This is a genomic window from Oceaniglobus ichthyenteri (genome assembly GCF_003057885.1).
Lineage (GTDB): Bacteria > Pseudomonadota > Alphaproteobacteria > Rhodobacterales > Rhodobacteraceae > Oceaniglobus > Oceaniglobus ichthyenteri.
In genome coordinates this window covers 187,559-208,622 of the sequence record NZ_QAGK01000001.1, presented here as the reverse complement: position 1 = coordinate 208,622, position 21,064 = coordinate 187,559, and the positions used below count along the sequence as shown (strand labels likewise).

The following is a 21,064-nucleotide window of genomic DNA, read 5'->3' as shown; positions in this document are numbered from 1 at the left end:
CGCGGCAAGGGCAAAAGAATAGGGGCCATTCAGCTGAGGATTGATGGAAATCAAAGACTGCCCCGTGTCGAGAAAATTAAAATATGCCAACCAATACAGGAGCGCGCCGATGACCAACGACACATCCCAACACGATCAGACACAAGCCACCGCGCAGATTTCGGGGTTTGAACAGGGGAAATACCCCTATGCCAAAAAACTGGGTCGCGCCGAATACGAGGCCGACAAGGCCGCGCTGCAGGTTGAATTGCTCAAGGTGCAGCATTGGATTCAGGAAACCGGCCAAAAGGTTGTGATGTTGTTCGAGGGGCGCGATGCGGCAGGCAAGGGCGGCACGATCAAACGGTTTACCGAACATCTTAATCCGCGCACAGCGCACGTGATCGCATTGAACAAACCCACCGAACGAGAGCGCGGTCAGTGGTTTTTTCAACGCTATATCAAACATCTGCCCACGGCAGGTGAAATGGTTTTGTATGATCGGTCGTGGTACAACCGCGCCGGAGTGGAGCGGGTGATGGGGTTTTGCACCCCCAACGAGTATCTGGAATTTATTCGCCAGACCCCCGAATTTGAACGGATGCTGACGCGCAGTGGCATACATCTGTTCAAATATTGGTTTTCCGTCACCCAGGAAGAACAGCGCGCCCGCTTTACCAGCCGGGAAACCGATCCGCTGAAACGCTGGAAACTGTCGCCGGTGGATCGCGCCAGCCTTGATAAATGGGACGAGTACACCGAGGCAAAAGAGGCGATGTTCTTTTACACCGATACCGCCGATGCCCCGTGGACCGTGATCCGGTCAAATGACAAGAAACGTGCGAGACTGAATTGCATGCGGCATTTTCTGTCGCAATTCGAATATCCCGACAAGGATATGGAAGTGGTGCAAATGCCCGATCCGAAAATCGTGCATCAGGCGGAAAACATCGTGCAGAATGCCGATCATATTCTGGCGAACTCGCTTCATCCAGATACGCGCAAATCCCAAGGGTGACGAGGGCGGTCAAGGTTTGATTGCGGCGCGGGGCAAAGCGCATTGATTGTGGGCCACCCGGTGGCAGGCCCTTGCAATCTGTGCGCGGCCCCGCAACACTGACCGCGAAATCAATGTCGAAAGGACGACCGCAATGCGCACTGCCACCACTGCTCTCGCCCTGGCCCTTATGGCCAGCACCTCCATGACTGCCGCCAATGCCGAAACCCTGCGGTGGGCGCGGGCGGGCGATGCCCTGACCCTGGATCCCCATGCCCAGAACGAAGGCCCGACAATCACCATCAACCATCAGATCATGGAACCGCTGTTGTTGCTTGATATGAACAACAAACAGGTGCCGGCCCTGGCCACCGATTGGGCCGTGTCGCCCGATGATGCCAATGTGTGGGTTTTCAACCTGCGCCAGGGGGTGAAATTTCACGATGGCGCCGATTTCACCAGTGAGGATGTCAAATTTTCGCTCGACCGCGCCATGAGCGATAGTTCCGATTACAAAGAGCTGTTGGCCTCGGTCAAGGAAGTGCGCGCGCCGTCTGATTATGTGGTTGAAATCGTCACCGACGGGCCAAACCCGATCATGCCCGCCAATCTGACCAACATGATGATCATGGACAAGGATTGGGCCGAAGCAAACGGCGCCACCAAAGTACAGGATTATGAGGGCGGCGAAGACACGTTCGCGGCCAAGAACGCCAATGGCACCGGCGCCTATAAATTGGTCAGCCGCGAACCGGACGTGAAAACCGTGCTGACCCTGAATGAAAATTACTGGGGTGCCGATGAATTTCCGCTGGACGTGACCGAAATCATCTACACGCCCATCCAGAACGCCTCGACCCGCGTGGCGGCCATGCTGTCGGGTGAATTGGATTTCATTCAGGATGTGCCGGTACAGGATTTGATGCGCGTTTCGGCGGCTGATGGCCTCAAGGTGGAAACAGCACCGCAGAACCGGGTGATTTTCTTTGGTCTGAATGTGGGTGCTGACGATCTGACCAATGACAATGTCGAAGGTAAAAACCCCCTGGCCGATAAGCGGGTGCGCAAGGCGATGAACATGGCGATCAACCGCGAAGCCATCAAACAGGTGGTGATGCGCGGGCAATCCCAACCCGCGGGCATGATCGCGCCGCCCTTCGTCAACGGCTGGACCGAAGAGTTGGACGCCGCCGCCGCGACCGATATCGATGGCGCCAAGGCCCTGTTGAGCGAGGCCGGATATGGCGATGGGTTCAGCATCCAATTGGATTGCCCGAACGACCGGTATGTGAATGACGAGGCGATCTGTCAGGCCACTGTGGGCATGTTGGCCCAGGTCGGAATCACCGTTAATCTGGATGCCAAACCCAAGGCGCAACATTTCCCGCTGATCGCCAATCGGTCCACCGATTTCTTCATGTTGGGTTGGGGCGTGCCAACCCAGGACAGCGAATATATCTTTAACTTTCTGGTGCATACGAGCGGTGAAAAATACGGCTCGTGGAATGCGACCGGGTATTCCAACCCCGATCTTGACATGAAGATTCAGGCCCTCGCCAGCGAAACCGATCTGGAAGCGCGCAATGCAAGCATCGCCGACATCTGGGCCACCGTTCAGGATGAAACCCTGTATATTCCGCTGCACCATCAGGTTTTGAACTGGGGATTTGCCGATAATATCAACGTACCCGTCTCGGCAGAAGACACGCCCAAGATCAAATATTTCGAAGTGAACTAAACCACACGAGGGGCGGGCAGGGCGATGCGCCGCGGCCCGCCCCTGGCCATGTGGCGCGCGGTCCCTTTAGCGGAGAGAGATATGTTCAGACTTTCAATTGCCAGCGCGATCGCGCTGTCCATCGGTGCTGCGGCACATGGCGAAACCTTTCGCTGGGCCAGCACGACCGACCCCCAAAGCATGGACCCCCACGCCGTCAGCAGCACTCCGGTGCTGAGCTTTCTCAACAATGTCTATGAGGGGCTGGTGCGGCGCGGCAAGGATATGTCGGTTGAACCGGCCCTTGCCACGGAATGGGCGCCGATAGGCAATGGCGAAGGCTGGCGTTTTACCCTGCGCCAAGGCGTGGTGTTTCACGATGGCGCGACATTCAACGCTGATGATGTGATTTTTTCCTACGAGCGCGCCAGCAGCGATGCATCCGATGTGGCGTCCTGGTTTGCGCCGGTTTCCGAAGTCATCAAGGTGGATGAATACACCGTTGATTTCATGACCACCGACCCAAACCCGATTTTCCCCGACAGCATTGCCAACTGGATGATCATGGATTCCGATTGGGCGGCGGCAAACGGCGCCAAACTTCCGGCAAAAGAGGCCGAGAATTTTGCCACGCTGAACGCCAACGGCACCGGTGCGTTCGTGTTGGCACAGCGTCAGCCGGGCCTGAAAACCACCCTGACCCCCCATGATGATTGGTGGGGTGAGGCCGAGCATAACATCACATCCGCCGAATTTACCCCGATTCAAAACCCCGCCACGGCGGTAGCGGCCCTGTTGTCAGGCGATGTCGATCTGATTAACCCGGTGCCAATTCAGGATGCCGCACGTCTGGCCCAAAGCGACGGTGTGCAGGTCATTCAAGGCATTGAGGCGCGGGTGATCATGCTGGGCTTTCCCCACGCCGCCGAAACGCTGAAATACACCGCGCAGGCCGGGCAGCCAAATCCGTTTCTGGATGTGCGCGTACGACAGGCAGTTGCCCATGCGGTCAACGTACCGGCGATTTTGCAAACGATCATGCGCGGTAATGCCGAACCAGCGTGGCAATTGGTCAGCGCGCCGATGCGTGGCTATATCGATAATTTGGAGGAACGCCCCGCCTATGATGTGCAAATGGCCAAGGATCTGTTGGCCGAGGCGGGGTATGAAAACGGCTTTTCGTTTGGTCTGAAGTGTACCAATGATCGGTATCTGAACGATGAATCCGTATGTCAGGCTGTGGTTTCGATGCTGGCGCAAATCGGTCTGACGGCCGAACTTGACGCGATGCCAGTGCGCAATTACTGGCCCGAACTGCGCAGCAACAACATGGATATGTTCCTTTTGGGCTGGTCGCCCGGCACGTTTGATGCCGAACACCCGATCCGGTTCATCGTCGCCACCGACAATCCCGAGAAAAAGCTGGGAAGTTGGAATTTCGGCGGATATTCCAGTGCCCGGATTGACGAACTGCTGCCGCAGATCCAATCGGAGATCGACGATACCAAACGTATGGAAATGCTGGAGGAGGTCACCCGGATCTATCAAGACGAAGTCGCCTATGTGCCGCTGTATGTGCAACCCCTGATCTGGGGTGCGCGCGATACCGTTTCCCTGACCCAGCGGCCAGACGATTTTCTGATCCTGCGTTGGATCCGTATTGAATAAACGTCAGATTGCCGCAAAGTCAGCAGGATCGACAGCGCGTTTTAAGCGCCTGTCGGTCTTGACGCTCGGGGCGGTTCATGGCCCAAGTGACTCATGATTGCTTTTATCCTTCGCCGTGTGTTTCAGTCTGTCATCGTCCTGCTGATTGTGGGGCTGGTGGCGTTTTCGATGTTTCGCTTTGTCGGTGATCCGATCGAAAACATGCTGGGTCAGGAACGCACGCAGGCCGATGTTGACCGGTTGCGCACGCAACTGGGGCTGGATCAGCCATTTATCGTGCAATATCTGAAATTTCTGGGCAACGCGGCCCAAGGGAATTTTGGTGTCAGCTATCGTCAGGGGCGGCCCGTGGCGACAATTCTGGCCGAACGCGCCCCTGCGACGCTGGAACTGGCGGCCGTTTCCGGAACCCTGGCGGTTCTGGTCGGGATCGGGATGGGCGTGTTTACGGCGATTCGACGAAATGGCGTAGCCTCGAATGTGATCATGTCGCTCAGTCTGGTGGGGGTTTCCCTGCCGACATTTCTGATCGGGATATTGCTGATCTACCTGTTTTCGGTCGAATTGGATTTGCTGCCCAGTTTCGGGCGGGGTGATACCGTGATGGTGGGCGGTTGGTCGACCGGATTCCTGACCAAATCGGGCCTGTTGGCGTTGATTTTGCCCAGCATCACCTTGGGCCTGTATCAGATGACTTTGATCATGCGTCTGGTGCGCTCTGAAATGTTGGAAGTGTTGCGCCAGGATTATATCCGCTTTGCCCGCGCGCGCGGATTGCCCGAACGGGTGGTGAATTTTCGCCATGCTTTGAAAAACACGCTGGTGCCGGTGATTACCGTGACCGGGTTGCAAGTGGGCAGCATCATCGCCTTTGCCATCATCACCGAAACGGTATTTCAGTGGCCGGGCGTCGGGCTGTTGTTTATCAACGCCATTCAGTTTGTCGATATTCCGGTGATGGCAGCATATCTCATGCTGATTTCGGTGATGTTTGTGGCGATCAACCTGATTGTCGATCTGTTGTATTTCGCCATTGATCCCCGGCTGCGCATCGACGGAAGGCATTGATATGACGGATTTTCCTCAACCGGATGCTGTGAAACAGGCGCAAGATCCCGGCCGCATGTCGCGGCTTTGGGCCAGCGATTTCGCCTATGCCTTTCGCCGTTCGCCCGTTGCCATCGGCGCAACGGCGGTGGTCCTTGTTTTGGTGCTGGCGGCAATATTTGCGCCATTGATCGCGCCCCATGATCCGTTCAACCCGGCCACATTGAACCTGATGAACGGCTTCACCCCGCCCGGCACGCCCAACGCGTTTACGGGTGATACATTCTGGTTGGGTACCGACGATCAGGGCCGCGATGTGTTTTCCACCATCCTGTATGGGCTGCGGATTTCGCTGTTCGTGGGGTTTTCTGCGGTTTTGTTGGCGCTGATCATCGGGGTCACATTGGGGTTGATCGCGGGCTATGCCGGGGGCTGGGCCGAAACCATCATCATGCGCGTGGCCGATGTGCAATTGACCTTTCCAGCGATCCTTGTGGCGATGTTGATTTTTGGCGTGGCCAAGGGGATTACACCGCCGGAATACCGCAATCAAATGGCAATCTGGGTGTTGATCATCGCCATCGGCCTGTCGGATTGGGTGCAATTCGCCCGGGTCGTGCGCGGCGCGACATTGGTGGAAAAAAACAAGGAATACGTGCAGGCCGCGCGCCTGATCGGGCGCACCGGTCCGGCGATCATGCTGCGCCACATTCTGCCCAACGTGCTGTCGCCGGTGCTGGTGATTGCCACCATATCGCTGGCGCTAGCGATTATTGCCGAGGCGACGCTGTCGTTTCTGGGCGTTGGCGCGCCCCCCACACAGCCCAGTCTGGGCACGTTGATCCGCATCGGTCAGGGGTTTTTGTTCTCGGGCGAATGGTGGATTTTGCTGTTCCCGTCGATCACCCTGTTGGCCTTGGCCCTGGCGGTAAACCTGATGGGCGACTGGCTGCGCGATGCATTGAACCCGAGGCTCAAGTGAACACTCCTGTATTATCTGTTGATGCGCTCAGCGTCGAAATTCCCACGCGCCATGGGCTGTTGAAACCTGTGGATCAAGTGTCATGGGATATTGCCAAGGGTGAAATCCTGGGCGTGGTCGGGGAATCGGGCGCCGGGAAATCGATGACCGGCAATGCGGTGATCGGGCTTTTGGATCGTCCGGCGCGGATTTCGGGTGGGCAGGTGCGCCTGAACGGTACGCGGATTGACAATCTGACGCCCGCGCAAATGCGCAAGGTGCGCGGCAAACAGATTGGCATGGTGTTTCAGGATCCTCTGACCTCGCTCAACCCGCTGTTGACCATCGGGGATCAGTTGAGTGAAACGATTGAAACCCATCTTGCCGTGGGCCGGACCGAGGCGCGTAAACGCGCCATCGCCGCATTGGACGAAGTCGGCATTCCCGCTGCGAAAGACAGGATTGACAGTTATCCGTTTGAATTTTCAGGTGGAATGCGGCAACGGGTGGTGATTGCCTTGGCGTTGTGCGCCGAACCATCATTGATCATCGCGGATGAGCCGACAACCGCATTGGATGTTTCCGTGCAGGCGCAAGTCATCGCCCTGTTGAAACGCATTTGCCGCGAACGGGGGGCGGCGGTGATGCTGATCACCCATGATATGGGCGTGATTGCCGAAACCGCCGATCGGGTCGCGGTGATGTATGCGGGCCGTTTGGCCGAAATCGGGCCGGTGGCGCAAGTGCTCGGTGCGCCGCGCCATCCCTATACCCACGGGTTGATGGGCGCGACGCCCTTGGCCAGCAAGGGGCGCAAACGCCTGGCGCAAATCCCCGGCGCGATGCCGCGTTTGGGTGCATTGCCCAATGGCTGCGCCTTTCACCCGCGCTGCCCCAAAGCGCAGGATAAGTGCAAATCCGACCCGCGCCCAACCGTGCAAGACGGGGCAGGGCGCGCCGCCTGCTGGTTCCCGATGGAGGACGCATGACCCTGGTTTCCATCAAAAATCTGACCCGCGTTTTCGATGTGTCAAAACCTTGGCTGAACCGGGTGATCGAACGCCTGCCCAAACGAATGCTGACCGCCGTTTCGGACGTGAGTTTCGATATTGAAGAACGCAGCGTTTATGCCCTGGTCGGGGAATCGGGCAGTGGCAAATCGACCATTGGCAAAATGGTCGTGGGTCTGCTGAAGCCCACGGAAGGCACCGTTGAAATTGACGGCACCGACCTGATGAAGGCCAGCGGCAGCGAGATTGATCGCATTCGCAGCGATATTCAGATGATTTTTCAAGATCCGTTTGCGTCGCTCAATCCCCGCTGGAAAGTGCGCAATATCATCACCGAACCGGTGGCGGCACGCGGTGGCGATACCAAAGGTCTGGCAGAAAAGCTGTTGGAACAAGTTGGCCTGTCGGCGCAGGATGCGGGCAAATTTCCCCATGAATTCAGCGGTGGCCAACGCCAGCGGATTTGTGTTGCCCGTGCCTTGGCCTCGGAACCACGGCTGATTGTCTGCGATGAGCCCACCAGCGCGCTGGATGTGTCGGTGCAGGCGCAAGTGCTGAATCTGATGAGCGATCTGCGTGATGAATTTGGTCTGACCTATCTGTTTATTTCCCACGATCTGACGGTGGTACAACACATGGCCGACCGGATCGGCGTGCTGTATCTGGGCCGCCTGGTCGAAGAGGCGACGCCCGATGAATTGTTCAGCAATCCACAGCACCCTTATACAAAAATGCTGATCGAGGCAGCGCCGAAGATGGATGGCTATGGCCGCGAAGTTACGCCGCCCCAAGGTGAAATTCCCGATCCGATCAATCCACCCACCGGCTGCGCCTATCATCCGCGCTGCCCGATTGCGATTGCGCGATGCAGCGCCGAACGCCCACCGCTTGCCACCAAGGGCAAAGGCCGGGTGGCGTGTTTTCGCGCCGGTGAAATGACCTGAAGGAGCAGACATGACCCTTGCCACCCGCACGTTCGACCGTATCGGAAACAAGATCGACTTTACCGAATTGGGCATGGGCACAGCGCCTTTGGGCAATTTGTACCGCGCGATTTCCGATCAGGCGGCCCATGACACGTTGCAGGCCGCATGGGATGCCGGGGTGCGGTATTACGACACCGCGCCGTTGTATGGGCTGGGCCTGTCGGAAACGCGGCTGAACCGGTTTCTGCGTGACAAACCCCGCGATGAATATGTTCTGTCGACCAAAGTGGGGCGGCTGATGCGCCCTTGCCCGCCGCAACAGCGCGATGGTCAGGACAAATGGTTTGACGTTCCCAATCGCAATGAGGTGTTTGATTACACATATGATGGCGTCATGCGCAGCCTTGAGTTTTCGTTCGAACGTCTGGGGTTGGATCGGGTTGATATCCTCTATGCCCATGATCTGGATATGTTTTCGCGCGGAGATCGCGGCGTTTTGGATGCCGCGCTGGATGAATTCATGGCGGGCGGATACAAGGCTTTGCTTAACATGCGCGATCAGGGCGTGATCAAGGCCTTCGGGGCCGGCGTCAATGAATGGGAAACCTGTGAATGGCTGACCGAACGGGGCGATTTCGATCTGTTTCTTCTCGCCGGGCGTTATACTTTGCTTGAACAAACCGCGCTGGATAGTTTTCTGCCGCTGGCACAACAACGCGGCATAGGCATTGTCACCGGCGGGGCCTATAATTCGGGCATTCTGGCCACGGGCGCTAAGCCGGGGGCGTATTACAATTACGACCCCGCGCCGCAAGATGTGTTGGATCGCGTGACCCGGATTGAGGCGGTATGCGCCGCCCATGATACCCGGCTTGTCGATGCGGCGTTCCGGTTTTCGTTGCTGCATCCGGCCACTGTTTCGGTTGTGCCGGGCGGGCAGGGTGTCAGCGAAACCCAATCTAACGTGCAGGCGGCGCAAGCGCTGATTCCTGAGGATTTGTGGCGTGATCTCAAGGCGCAGGGCCTGTTGCGCGAAGATGCGCCAACGCCGTAAACGCGGGCGCTGCTTTTCCTTGGCTCAACTGTTGCTGCGGCGCAGCAATTCTTGCCATTTCGCCAGAAAACAGTGTAAAGCATCCTTTAAAGCGCTTGCAACGCCACAGTCATGCCTTATCACTTGCAGATAAGTTAACGCTAACACCGTTCTAAATTCTGAGCCTTGAAGGGATTATCATGTCCGCCAAAGACCAATCCGCCGATTTTGCCGAAGCCATCGCGCGGCACCTGACCTATTCCTTGGGCAAAGATCCACAGCATGCGCAGATTACCGATTGGCGCATTGCCCTGTCGTTGACTGTGCGTGACCGGATTGTGGATCCGTGGTTTGCCAGCACGCGCGCCACCTATGCCGGACAACACAAGCGGGTGTATTACCTGTCGATGGAGTTTTTGATCGGACGGTTGTTGGAAGATGCGGTTGTCAATCTGGGCCTGATGGACACCGCCGATGGCGCGTTGCGGGCGCATGGTATTGATCTGCCGACGGTGTTGGCCGATGAACCCGACGCCGCCCTTGGCAATGGGGGTTTGGGCCGGTTGGCGGCATGTTTCCTTGAATCCCTATCAACGCTGGGCTGCCCGGCCTATGGGTATGGCATCCGTTACGAACACGGGTTGTTCAAGCAAAGCTTTGAAAATGGTGTGCAAAAAGAGGCCCCCGAGGATTGGTTGCAGCAGCCCCATGTGTGGGAATTTGAGCGCCCGGAATCCTGTTACACCATCGGGTTTGGTGGCAATGTCGGAAAGCAGGGGTGGGAACCAGATGAATCCGTCATCGCCAAGGCGTATGACACACCGGTCATCGGTTGGCAGGGACGGTGGGCCAATACATTGCGCCTGTGGGAGGCATTGCCAACCAAGCTGTTCGATCTGGATCGGTTCAACGCTGGTGATTATTACGGAGCGGCCGAACCCGAGGCTTTGGCGCGCACGATTTCGCGGGTTCTGTACCCCGATGATACGACGCCTGAGGGTAAGCGTTTGCGCCTGAAGCAGGAATTCTTTTTCACCGCCGCATCCCTGCGCGATATTTTGCGCCGGTTTGACAGTGAATATAATGATCTGACCCTGCTGCCCGGCAAGGTGGCAATTCAGCTGAATGATACCCACCCAGCGATTGCCGGGCCGGAATTGGTGCGTATCCTGCACGACGAAAAAGGCATGGAGATTGACGCCGCCATAGAAACCGCGAGCGGCTGTCTTTCCTACACCAACCACACTCTTTTGCCCGAAGCGTTGGAGCGGTGGAGCGAAGAATTGATGACCGATCTGTTGCCCCGTCACATGCAATTGATTGAACAGATCGATGCATCCCACGCCAAGGCAAAGCCACAGCGCAATCTGTCAATTCTGGACGATGGCGATGTGAAGATGGGCGAACTGTCGTTCATCATGGCGCACAAGGTAAATGGCGTTTCGGCGCTGCATACCGGGTTGATGAAAGAAACCGTGTTCAAGGAATTGCACGAATTGCACCCTCACCGGATCGTGAACCAAACCAACGGCGTGACCCCGCGCCGCTGGGTTCTGGCGGCCAATCCGCGGTTGTCATCCCTGATCACCGATGCGATCGGCACAGGCTGGGTTGATGATCTGGAGCGGTTGCAAAAGCTGGAAAGCCGGGTGGATGATGCCGCTTTTCTGGCTGATTATGCGGCGACAAAACGCGCCAACAAGGAAGAGCTGTCAAATTGGTTTGGGGAAACCCAAGGCGTGGCGTTGGACCCCGACGCCATGTTTGATGTGCAGATCAAGCGTATTCACGAATACAAACGCCAACATCTGAACATCCTTGAAACCATCGCCCTGTGGCAGGAAATTCGCGACAACCCCAATGGTGATTGGACGCCGCGGGTGAAAATCTTTGGCGGCAAGGCGGCGCCCGGCTATGTGTTTGCCAAGAAAATCATCCATCTTATTAACGCGGTGGGCGATGTTCTTAATGCTGACCCAGTGACCTCTAAATTTCTCAAGGTTGTGTATCCGCCCAACTATAACGTCACATTGGCCGAACGGTTGATTCCCGCGTCTGACCTGTCAGAACAGATCAGCACCGCCGGCAAAGAGGCCAGCGGCACAGGCAACATGAAATTCGCCCTGAACGGTGCGCTGACGGTTGGCACGTTGGATGGCGCAAACGTCGAAATCCGTGACCATGTCGGTGCCGAGAATTTCTTCTTGTTCGGCATGACCGCCGCCGAGGTGGTCGCGCGGCGCGAAATCGACGGCCACGCGGCACAGGCCATCGCCGCCGATCCGCGTCTGGCCCGCGCCGCCAAGGCGATTTCCGATGGGGTGTTCAGCAAGGATGATCCGACGCTGTTCCATGCCATTACCGATAATCTGGCCGGGCCTGACTATTTCCTGGTGGCGTCTGATTTCACTGATTATTGGCGCGCCCAACGCGAGGTGGATCAGGCCTATGCCAAGCCGGATCATTGGAACCGTATGGCGCTGTTGAACACTGCGCGCTCGGGCTGGTTTTCATCGGATCGCACCATTCGCGGCTATATGGCGGATGTCTGGGATGCAAAAGCCGTCAAAGCCGGGGCGTAAACCCCGGTCAGGGAACCCCCCGTGCCAATGTGGGGTTGTTAGAACGTAAAAATGACTTACCGTGGGAAAAATGAAAACACCTAAACCAAGCGAGAAAGCTCCCGCCAAGTCTGCCGCAAAACCAAAAGCGGCACCAGCAAAGCGTGCAGCGGTGAAAAAACCCGCTGTTGACAAGCCCCCGGCGCACGGAATATCGCGCGATGTGGCCGAGGCGTTGAACAACGGGCGGCACGCCGACCCGTTTTCGGTGTTGGGCCCCCATAAACGGGGGCGCGCAACATGGTTAACGGCGGTTGATCACGGCGCCACCGCGATGTCGGCACAGATTGGCGGCAAAGATTACCCATTGGAACGTGTATTTGACGATTTGCATGTGTTTGCGGGCAAAATCCCGGCGAACAAGGCCTATGTTCTGGCCGGTTCCAACGATACGGACAACTGGACAATGCAAGACCCGTACCGCCATGGCCCTGTCATTGGCGAGATGGATGAATATCTGTTGGGCGAAGGCACCCATCAACGTATCTGGACCGTGCTTGGGGCGCATGTGATGGAACACGAAGGCGCGCAAGGCACGCATTTCGCGGTTTGGGCCCCGAATGCACAGCGCGTCAGCGTCGTGGGCGGGTTCAACAACTGGGATGGGCGGCGGCACCTGATGCGGCGTCGTGGCGCAACCGGAATTTGGGAAATCTTTATTCCCGGTGTCGCCGACAAGGAAATTTACAAATACGAAATCATTGGCCCCGATGGCACGTTGCAACCGCTCAAGGCCGATCCGGTCGGATTTGGCAGCCAGCATCCGCCGGAAAATGCCAGCATGGTGCGCGATATTCGCGGATACGGTTGGCAAGACGGCGAATGGATGAATGCCCGCGCCGGGCGCAATGATCGCAGCGCGCCGATTTCGGTGTATGAGGTGCATCTGGGGTCGTGGCGGCGGCACGTTAATGACAACAACCGCCCGCTCAGCTATGTCGAGGCGGCGGAGCAGTTGATTGATTACGTTTCCGAGATGGGATTTACCCATATCGAGCTGATGCCGATTTCGGAATACCCGTTTGACGGATCGTGGGGGTATCAGCCCGTGGGTCTGTTTGCACCCACCGTGCGCCATGGCCCGCCCCATGAATTTCGCAATCTGGTCGAGGCGGCGCATGGGCGCGGCATTGGCGTGATCCTGGATTGGGTGCCCGGCCATTTCCCCACCGATGCCCACGGGTTGGGTAAATTCGACGGCACACCACTTTATGAACATGCCGATCCCCGTGAAGGGTTTCATCAGGATTGGAACACCCTGATTTATAACTATGGCCGCACCGAGGTGGCGAATTTTCTGGTGTCCAACGCCCTGTATTGGCTTGAGGAATATCACGTTGATGGGCTGCGTGTGGATGCTGTGGCCTCGATGCTATATCGCGATTATTCCCGTAAACACGGCGAATGGGTGCCCAACAAGGACGGCGGGCGCGAAAACTACGAAGCCATCGCCATGCTGCAAAACACCAACACCATCGTCTATGGCCAACAGCCCGGCATCATGACCGTGGCCGAGGAAAGCACATCATTTCCCGGTGTGTCACAGCCGGTGGATGCGGGCGGATTGGGCTTTGGGTTCAAATGGAACATGGGGTGGATGAACGACACCCTGTCATACATGGAAAAAGACCCGATTTATCGCCAGCATCACCACCACCAGATGACCTTCGGCATTCATTACGCATTCAGCGAAAACTTTATCCTGCCGATTTCCCATGACGAAGTGGTGCATGGCAAAGGATCAATGCTGGATAAAATGCCGGGCAACACCTGGGAAAAATTCGCCAATCTTCGCGCCTATTACGGGTTCATGTGGGCGCATCCGGGCAAAAAATTGCTGTTCATGGGTCAGGAATTTGCCCAGCCCGGTGAATGGAACCACGACGCACAGCTGACATGGGACGTGCTGGAAGACCCGGCGCATAAGGGCATTCAAACCCTCGTGCGGGATTTGAACGTGTTGTACCGCACCCAGCCGGCGCTGCATGTCAAGGATTGCGAGCCCGACGGATTTCAGTGGATCGAGGTGAACGATGCCGAAAACTCGATCCTATCATGGATCCGGCGGGGAAATCACGATGATGCGGAAATTGTTGTGGTCTGCAATTTCACCCCGGTCGAGCGTACCGATTATCACATGGGTCTGCCAAAATCGGGCCGCTGGCGCGAAGTGATAAACAGCGACGCCAAGGTGTATGGTGGCGGCAATCGCGGCAACATGGGCGGCATTGTCGCCCGCGACGACCCCCATCAGGGGCAACCGGCCAGTGCCAATCTGGTGCTGCCGCCGCTTTCGACAATGATTTTTGTTAAGGATGATTAACCAACCGGGCGGTTTGCAATTCACAGGCCGCCCGGCGCATATCTGATCTGTGTCGATCAACATGTGCAGCCAATACCACGGTGGGCAAACCATCGAATTCAACCGTACCGATGAGTCCAGATGTGGAGGAGACACTATGGCGACCCCGAATGCGAGATTGTCGAGCAGAAGTATGGCATTTGTGCTGGCCGGTGGGCGCGGGTCGCGATTACAGGAACTGACCGATAGTCGTGCCAAACCTGCGGTTTATTTCGGCGGCAAGACCCGGATCATTGATTTCGCTCTTTCCAACGCATTGAATTCGGGCATCCGCAAGATGGCCATCGCCACCCAATACAAGGCGCATTCACTGATCCGCCATTGCCAGCGGGGCTGGTCGTTTTTTCGGGCGGAACGCAACGAATACCTTGACATCCTGCCTGCATCTCAGCGGGTGGCAGAAAACAAATGGTATCTGGGAACGGCCGATGCGGTGACCCAGAACATTGATATCATTGACAGTTATGGGATTGAATATGTTCTGATCCTGGCCGGTGATCACATCTACAAGATGGATTACGAAGTGATGTTGCAACAGCATGTTGAATCCGGTGCCGATGTCACCATCGGGTGCCTGACCGTACCCCGGCAAGAGGCAAGCGCATTTGGCGTGATGGCGATTGACGAAAATGACCGCATCACGAGCTTTTTGGAAAAACCTGCCGATCCGCCGGGCACGCCCGATGATCCCAACGTGACCCTGGCATCAATGGGCATTTACGTATTCAAATGGTCGCAGTTGCGTGAACGTTTGATGGCCGATGCCGCCAACCCGAATTCCAGCCACGATTTTGGCAGTGATATCATTCCTGACATCGTGAAAAACGGGAAAGCCGTGGCGCATCGGTTCGAAGAGTCCTGTGTCAAACATGACCCCGACGCACCGGCCTATTGGCGTGACGTGGGCACGGTTGATGCATTTTGGAAAGCCAATATTGATCTGACCGATTTCACCCCCGATCTTGATCTGTGGGATACAAAATGGCCAATCTGGACTTATTCTGAATCTGTCCCGCCTGCAAAATTCGTGCATGATTCACCTGACCGTCGCGGCATCGCGATTTCGTCATTGGTGGCGGGGGGCTGTGTGATTTCGGGCACTGAAATCCGGGAAAGCCTGCTGTTTACACAGGTGCACACCAATTCGTTCGCCTGTCTGGAACAGGCGGTGGTGCTGCCCTATGCCAATATCGGGCGCAAGGCAAAGCTGAAGAAGGTCGTGATCGACCGTGGTGTGCACATTCCCGAAGGGTTGGTTGTGGGTTATGATCCGGTCGAAGATGCCAAATGGTTCCGCGTGTCCGAAGGCGGCGTGACCCTGATCACCAAGGGCATGTTGGACGCACGGGCAAAAGCGCTGTGATACGGGCTTTGTCCGTTGCATCGGAATGCGCGCCGCTGGTGAAAACCGGCGGTCTGGCCGATGTTGTGGGCGCGTTGCCCGGCGCAATGGCCGGGCAGGGGGCCGATATGCGCACGCTGCTGCCCGGGTATCCGGCGGTTTTAGACCAGCTGGAATTGGGCGACGTTGTGCTGTCCGAAGAGGATTTGTTCGGTGGGCGCGGTGAGGTGGTACAGGCGCAGATTGCCGACCTGAAACTTTTGATCCTGCGCGCCCCCCATTTATACGAGCGGGGCGGATCGATTTACCTGAACACCGCCGGTCAGGATTGGAGCGATAATCCGGAACGCTTTGCCGCGCTGTCGTGGATGGCGGCGCGCCTCGCGCGCGAGGGGGTGGGGGAGTGGCGGCCTCAGATCCTGCATTGTCATGACTGGCAGGCGGGGCTGGCCCCTGCGTATCTGCGCGCGCTTGGGATACACAATGTGCGTGCGATCGTGACTATTCATAATGTTGCCTTTCACGGCCTCGCACCCGCGTCAAAGCTGGATACATTACGTCTGCCCCATTGGATGTTTACCCCTGATGGTCTTGAATTTTATGGCCAGATTTCGGCGCTCAAGGCCGGTTTGGTCTATGCCGACAAACTTACCACGGTCAGCCCCACCTATGCCCGCGAATTGCTGACGCCAGAATTTGGCATGGGGCTGGATGGCGTGCTGCGGGCGCGTTCGGCGGATTTATCGGGCATTTTGAACGGTATCGATCTCGATGTGTGGAACCCCGCGACCGATCCCAATATCGCGCCCTATGCCACGCCAGCCGACAAGGCCGAAAACAAGACCCGTCTGATCAATGAATTTGATCTGCCCCCTGGCGCTGGCCCGCTGGCCGTGCTGATTTCGCGGCTGAGCGAACAAAAGGGGCTGGATCTGCTGATCGACGCCCTGCCGGGATTTTTGGCCAAGGGGGGCCGTTTGGCCCTGCTGGGCAGTGGCGATAAAGGGTTGGAAGATACGTTTCGCGCCCTGGCCGATCATCACCCGAACATAGCGGTGCGCATCGGATATGATGAGGCGCTGAGCCATCGGATGATGGCAGGGGGCGATGCAATTCTGGTGCCATCGCGGTTTGAGCCCTGTGGCCTGACCCAAATGTATGGGCTCCGCTATGGCACGGTTCCGGTGGTGGCATTGACCGGGGGGTTGGCCGATACGGTGATCGCCGCCAATGATGCCGCGCGCAAGATCGGTGTGGCAACTGGTCTGCAATTTGCGCCAATCACGGCGCAGGCATTGTCAGGGGCGCTGGATCAGCTATGTGCGCTGTATGCCCAGCCCGATCTGTGGCAACACATCCAGCGCAACGCCATGGCCCACCCCGTGGGTTGGGGTGAATCCGCCAAACAATATGCACAGCTCTATCAGGCAATTATATAAAATATGACCAGTCCCTTTGTGATGACCGCCGGGCGCGCCGCCCCTCTTGGTGCGACGTTTGTTGGCGACGGGGTAAATTTCGCCGTCTTTTCCGAACATGCCGACCGAATGGTCCTGTGTCTGTTTTCCGAAGATGGTAAACACGAGGTTGCGCGGCTGGATCTGCCCGAACGGGATGGCGATGTCTGGCATGGCTATGTGTCGGGGATGCGCCCGGGCCAGAAATACGGTTTGCGCGCCTATGGCCGCTATGCCCCCGAAGAAGGGCACCGGTTCAACCACAACAAACTGCTGCTTGATCCCTATGCCAAACGGCTGACCGGGCATCCGAAATGGCACGATGCCTTGATGGGCTATACCGTCGGGGCGCATGATCTGGACCTCAGCTTTGATAAACGCGACAGTGCGCCGTACATGCCGCGCTGCGTGGTCGAAGATCCGGCGTTTTCATGGGGCCGCGATGCGCCGCCTGCCACCCCGATTCAGGATACCGTGATCTATGAGGCCCATGTCAAAGGGTTGACCGCGCTGCATCCCAGCGTGGATTTGCCGGGCACGTTTCTGGGCATGGCCAGTGATCCGATGTTGGAATACCTCACCGATCTGGGCATCACCGCGATTGAGCTGCTGCCACCGCAGGCGTTTTTGAACGACCGGTTTCTGGTTGAAAAAAACCTCACCAACTATTGGGGCTATCAGACCCTTGGGTTTTTTGCGCCCGAACCGCGTTATATGCACCGGGGCGAAATTGCCGAGTTTCAACAGATGGTGGCGCGGTTCCATTCCGCGGGCATCGAGGTGTTGCTTGACGTGGTTTATAACCACACCTGTGAAGGGAGCGAACTGGGCCCGACTCTTTCGTTTCGGGGCTTGGATAATGCCAGCTATTATCGGCTGGCCGATAATCCGCGCCACTTTATCAATGACACCGGCACCGGGAACACGGTGAATGTCGATCACCCGATGGTTTTGCGTATGGTGATGGATTCATTGCGTTATTGGGTCGAAGTGATGCATGTTGACGGGTTTCGGTTTGATCTGTGTTCGACCCTGGGGCGCACCGACACCGGGTTTGACCGGGGCGCAGCGTTCTTTGATGCGATCCGCCAGGACCCGGTTTTGACCGGTGTGAAATTGATTGCCGAACCATGGGATATCGGGCCGGGGGGGTATCAATTGGGTGCGTTCCCGCCGCCGTTCATGGAATGGAACGATAAATACCGCGATACGGTGCGCCAGTTCTGGCGCCACGATCCGGGCATGGCACCTGGGCTGGCCGACCGGCTGACCGGATCATCGTTACAGTTTGATCATTCGGGCCGGCCGGCCACATCATCGGTCAACCTGTTGACGGCCCATGATGGGTTCACCTTGCAAGATGTTGTTTCCTATAATGAAAAACACAACATGGCAAATGGCGAAGATGGCAATGACGGGCATGGTGAAAACTACTCCGACAATATGGGCGTCGAAGGGCCGACCCAGAAACTGGCGGTGATTGCGGCCCGTGCGCGGCGTAAACGCAATATGATGGCGACGCTGTTTTTATCCCAAGGCACGCCAATGTTGCTTGCCGGTGATGAATTGGGCAACACCCAAGGGGGCAACAACAACGCCTATTGTCAGGACAATGGCATCAGTTGGATCGACTGGGCCGAGGCCGACAGTGATTTTCACGCCTTCACCAAAAAGATGATCGCATTTCGCAAAAAGCACCCGATCCTGCGCCAAAAGCTGTTTTTGCATGCGCAGGAACGCGCCGTTGATGGCCGCCCCGATTTATTCTGGAGCCTGGCAGACGGGACGCCGATTTCGGACGAGGCCTGGCAGGATCCGGGATTGCAATGCATCTGTCTTGAAATGCGCACCGCCTCGGCGACGCCGTTTTATGCCGCCACAGAAACAGCGGTGTTTGCCGTATTTAACGCAGGCGCAGCGGTTTGCGTGACGCTGCCCGATCCACCCAACGGTCAGGTGTGGTGTTGTCAGATCAACACGGCGGTCGCGGGCACGGATGGCCCGTGTGCGGACGGCACGATATCCGTGGCCGATCACAGCGTCGCGGTTTTGGTGTTGGAACCTGCCCAATGAGCGACCCGTTATCGCGACTGGCTGCATATCTGGGGGTGATCGAGCGGTATCAGGATCAAACCGACAGCTGGCATGATACCTCGCCCGAAACCAAGGCGGCGATTGTGGCCGGTATGGGGTTTGATACGTCAAACGCTTCGGCGTTAACGGCTGCCCATGACGCGCTGCGCGCTGAGGATGGCGCGCGTGATTTGCCCGAATGGATGGTGACCGTGGCCAATGCGCCGGGGCCTGTTGTTGCCGCGCCTTGGCGGCTGACCCTGGAAAACGGGGCCCAGTCCGAGGGGCAGGGCGCCTTGCCCGTTTTGCCGCTGGGCATCCATCGATTGGTCGTGGGCGATTACATCACATGGCTGCTAAGCGCGCCTGTTTCCCTGCCCCCGGCGCCCAAAAGTTGGGGGCTGACGATGCCGCTCTATGGCTTGCGCACCGCCGCGCAGGGGGGCGTTGGCGATTATCACGATCTTGGCGGTCTGGTACGGGATCTGGCCGGGCTTGGTGTCGGATTCCTTGGGATCAATCCGATTCACGCCGGATTTCCGACCGACCCGATGGCGTTCAGCCCTTATTCACCGTCATCGCGCCGCCGGTTTTCCATCCTGCATATCGCGGCGGATGCAAAGGCCGATGATCATGGGCCGTTGATTGATTATGCGGCGGTTCTGAGCGCGCAAAACAGGGCCTTGCGTGCGGAATATGCGGCGTTTCAGGGCGATTCAACGTTTGATGCCTATTGTTTGGCCGAAGGCGAGTCGTTGCGCCGGTTTGCCCTGCATCAGGCGCTGTCAGATCAATATGGTGCCTATTGGCCCGATTGGCCGGTCGCATTTCATACGCCAGAGTCAGCGGATGTGGCGGCGTTCGCTGGCGAAAATGCCGACACGCTGCGCTATCATCAATGGCTGCAATGGCGGGCCGAGCATCAGTTGGGTCAGGTGTGCGAAAAGGCAGGGGCAATGGCGCTGGGGCTTTATCTGGATCTGGCCGTGGGCACCCATCCCAAGGGGGCCGAAACCTGGGGCGATCCGGATTTGTTTGCGCCGGGATGCTCGCTGGGCGCACCTCCCGATGGGTTTTCGCCGGGCGGTCAACGCTGGAATCTCGCACCGATGCGGCCGCGCCATCTTGCACGGACCGGCTTTGCCGCCTTGGCCGAAATCCTGCGCGCGCAACTGCGCTATGCGCGGGTGTTGCGGATTGATCATATCCTGGGGTTTGAACGGGCATTCTGGGTGCCGGAAAACGCGCCCGGCGCCTATGTGACCATGCCCAAAGCCGCACTTCTGGCGGTTGCACGGATCGAAGCGGCGCGGGTTGGCGCGGTGATTATCGGCGAGGATTTAGGAAATATTCCCAAAGGGTTGCAGTCCGATCTTGCCGAATCCAACATCCTTGGATGCCGGGTGGCAATGTTTGAGCAGAAGTGGCAATCCGACACGCCCGAATTCAAACCTGCCGCCGATTATGACACCCGGGTTCTGACATCATTTGCCAGCCATGATCTGCCCACCTATCGCGGTTGGCGACGGGGCAGCGATATTGGCTGGCGGGCGAAACTGGGGGGGCTGGATTGCGCCGCGCAAACCGCCGCCATGACAGAGCGCGCCGCCGAGGTGAAGGCATTTGAAACCACGGTTGGCGGGCATGGCGTTGACCAGGTGAACGGGTTTCTCGCCGCCACGCCATCGCGCCTTGTCGCTGTTCAGGCCGAAGATGCGTTAGGTCTGATTGAACAACCCAATTTGCCCGGCACCGTGTATGATCATCCCAATTGGCGCCGCCGACTGGGTATTTCACCGCAAGATTTGCCCAAACACCCCGGTGTGATAAAAGCAGCCCAAACCATGAAAACCGCAGGAAGATGAGGACCG

The 21,064-nt window shown here is 57.5% G+C and carries 14 protein-coding genes; all 14 read left to right on the top strand.

Going from position 1 to position 21,064, the window contains the following annotated elements; genetic code table 11:
* Nucleotides 1-109 precede the first annotated feature (109 nt).
* The 14 genes from ppk2 to malQ all read left to right on the top strand — a co-directional run bounded on the left by ppk2 (nt 110) and on the right by malQ (nt 21,058).
* Complete coding sequence (gene ppk2 / locus C8265_RS00915; protein ID WP_108482489.1) at nt 110-997, top strand: polyphosphate kinase 2; 888 nt, start codon at nt 110-112, stop codon at nt 995-997.
* A 133-nt stretch (nt 998-1,130) separates the two neighbouring features.
* Nucleotides 1,131-2,714 carry an ABC transporter substrate-binding protein gene (locus C8265_RS00910; RefSeq protein WP_108482488.1) on the top strand — a complete coding sequence of 528 codons (1,584 nt, stop codon included), beginning with the start codon at nt 1,131-1,133 and terminating at the stop codon, nt 2,712-2,714.
* Nucleotides 2,715-2,795: 81 nt separating this feature from the next.
* The gene (locus C8265_RS00905) at nt 2,796-4,361 is read left to right on the top strand and encodes an ABC transporter substrate-binding protein (RefSeq protein WP_108482090.1); all 1,566 of its coding nucleotides are present in this window, start codon (nt 2,796-2,798) and stop codon (nt 4,359-4,361) included.
* A 93-nt stretch (nt 4,362-4,454) separates the two neighbouring features.
* Nucleotides 4,455-5,429 carry an ABC transporter permease gene (locus tag C8265_RS00900; RefSeq protein WP_108482089.1) on the top strand — a complete coding sequence of 325 codons (975 nt, stop codon included), beginning with the start codon at nt 4,455-4,457 and terminating at the stop codon, nt 5,427-5,429.
* A gap of 55 nt (nt 5,430-5,484) precedes the next feature.
* Nucleotides 5,485-6,390 carry an ABC transporter permease gene (locus C8265_RS00895; protein WP_108482487.1) on the top strand — a complete coding sequence of 302 codons (906 nt, stop codon included), beginning with the start codon at nt 5,485-5,487 and terminating at the stop codon, nt 6,388-6,390.
* Nucleotides 6,387-7,358 carry an ABC transporter ATP-binding protein gene (locus C8265_RS00890; RefSeq protein WP_108482088.1) on the top strand — a complete coding sequence of 324 codons (972 nt, stop codon included), beginning with the start codon at nt 6,387-6,389 and terminating at the stop codon, nt 7,356-7,358. The genes C8265_RS00895 and C8265_RS00890 overlap by 4 nt, the downstream gene beginning before the upstream one ends.
* Nucleotides 7,355-8,323: an ABC transporter ATP-binding protein gene (locus tag C8265_RS00885; protein ID WP_108482087.1), complete on the top strand. Its 969-nt coding sequence runs from the start codon at nt 7,355-7,357 to the stop codon at nt 8,321-8,323. Before C8265_RS00890 ends, C8265_RS00885 begins: the two co-directional genes overlap by 4 nt.
* 10 nt (nt 8,324-8,333) lie before the next feature.
* On the top strand, nt 8,334-9,359 hold the full coding sequence (locus tag C8265_RS00880; protein WP_108482086.1) for an aldo/keto reductase: 1,026 nt from the start codon (nt 8,334-8,336) through the stop codon (nt 9,357-9,359).
* A 179-nt stretch (nt 9,360-9,538) separates the two neighbouring features.
* A complete protein-coding gene (locus C8265_RS00875; protein ID WP_108482085.1) occupies nt 9,539-11,920 on the top strand; it encodes a glycogen/starch/alpha-glucan phosphorylase in 2,382 nt (793 codons plus the stop codon).
* A gap of 151 nt (nt 11,921-12,071) precedes the next feature.
* Complete coding sequence (glgB, locus tag C8265_RS00870; protein ID WP_420818837.1) at nt 12,072-14,282, top strand: 1,4-alpha-glucan branching protein GlgB; 2,211 nt, start codon at nt 12,072-12,074, stop codon at nt 14,280-14,282.
* A gap of 136 nt (nt 14,283-14,418) precedes the next feature.
* Nucleotides 14,419-15,684: a glucose-1-phosphate adenylyltransferase gene (glgC, locus tag C8265_RS00865; protein WP_108482083.1), complete on the top strand. Its 1,266-nt coding sequence runs from the start codon at nt 14,419-14,421 to the stop codon at nt 15,682-15,684.
* Entirely contained in the window at nt 15,684-17,102 is a 1,419-nt protein-coding gene (gene glgA, locus C8265_RS00860) for a glycogen synthase GlgA (RefSeq protein WP_240610950.1), read from the top strand. Before glgC ends, glgA begins: the two co-directional genes overlap by 1 nt.
* A gap of 3 nt (nt 17,103-17,105) precedes the next feature.
* Entirely contained in the window at nt 17,106-19,193 is a 2,088-nt protein-coding gene (gene glgX / locus C8265_RS00855) for a glycogen debranching protein GlgX (RefSeq protein ID WP_108482081.1), read from the top strand.
* Nucleotides 19,190-21,058, top strand: coding sequence for a 4-alpha-glucanotransferase (gene malQ, locus C8265_RS00850; RefSeq protein ID WP_108482080.1), 1,869 nt, complete (start codon nt 19,190-19,192; stop codon nt 21,056-21,058). Before glgX ends, malQ begins: the two co-directional genes overlap by 4 nt.
* The last annotated feature ends 6 nt before the right edge of the window (nt 21,059-21,064 follow it).

Excerpts from the sequence above, each read along its gene's own strand:
- C8265_RS00880 (WP_108482086.1), top strand. The coding sequence starts at position 8,334 with ATGACCCTTGCCACCCGCACGTTCGACCGTATCGGAAACAAGATCGAC.
- C8265_RS00905 (WP_108482090.1), top strand. The coding sequence starts at position 2,796 with ATGTTCAGACTTTCAATTGCCAGCGCGATCGCGCTGTCCATCGGTGCT.
- C8265_RS00900 (WP_108482089.1), top strand. The coding sequence starts at position 4,455 with ATGATTGCTTTTATCCTTCGCCGTGTGTTTCAGTCTGTCATCGTCCTG.
- C8265_RS00895 (WP_108482487.1), top strand. The coding sequence starts at position 5,485 with ATGTCGCGGCTTTGGGCCAGCGATTTCGCCTATGCCTTTCGCCGTTCG.
- C8265_RS00910 (WP_108482488.1), top strand. The coding sequence starts at position 1,131 with ATGCGCACTGCCACCACTGCTCTCGCCCTGGCCCTTATGGCCAGCACC.
- glgC (WP_108482083.1), top strand. The coding sequence starts at position 14,419 with ATGGCGACCCCGAATGCGAGATTGTCGAGCAGAAGTATGGCATTTGTG.
- ppk2 (WP_108482489.1), top strand. The coding sequence starts at position 110 with ATGACCAACGACACATCCCAACACGATCAGACACAAGCCACCGCGCAG.
- malQ (WP_108482080.1), top strand. The coding sequence starts at position 19,190 with ATGAGCGACCCGTTATCGCGACTGGCTGCATATCTGGGGGTGATCGAG.
- glgX (WP_108482081.1), top strand. The coding sequence starts at position 17,106 with ATGACCAGTCCCTTTGTGATGACCGCCGGGCGCGCCGCCCCTCTTGGT.
- C8265_RS00885 (WP_108482087.1), top strand. The coding sequence starts at position 7,355 with ATGACCCTGGTTTCCATCAAAAATCTGACCCGCGTTTTCGATGTGTCA.
- C8265_RS00875 (WP_108482085.1), top strand. The coding sequence starts at position 9,539 with ATGTCCGCCAAAGACCAATCCGCCGATTTTGCCGAAGCCATCGCGCGG.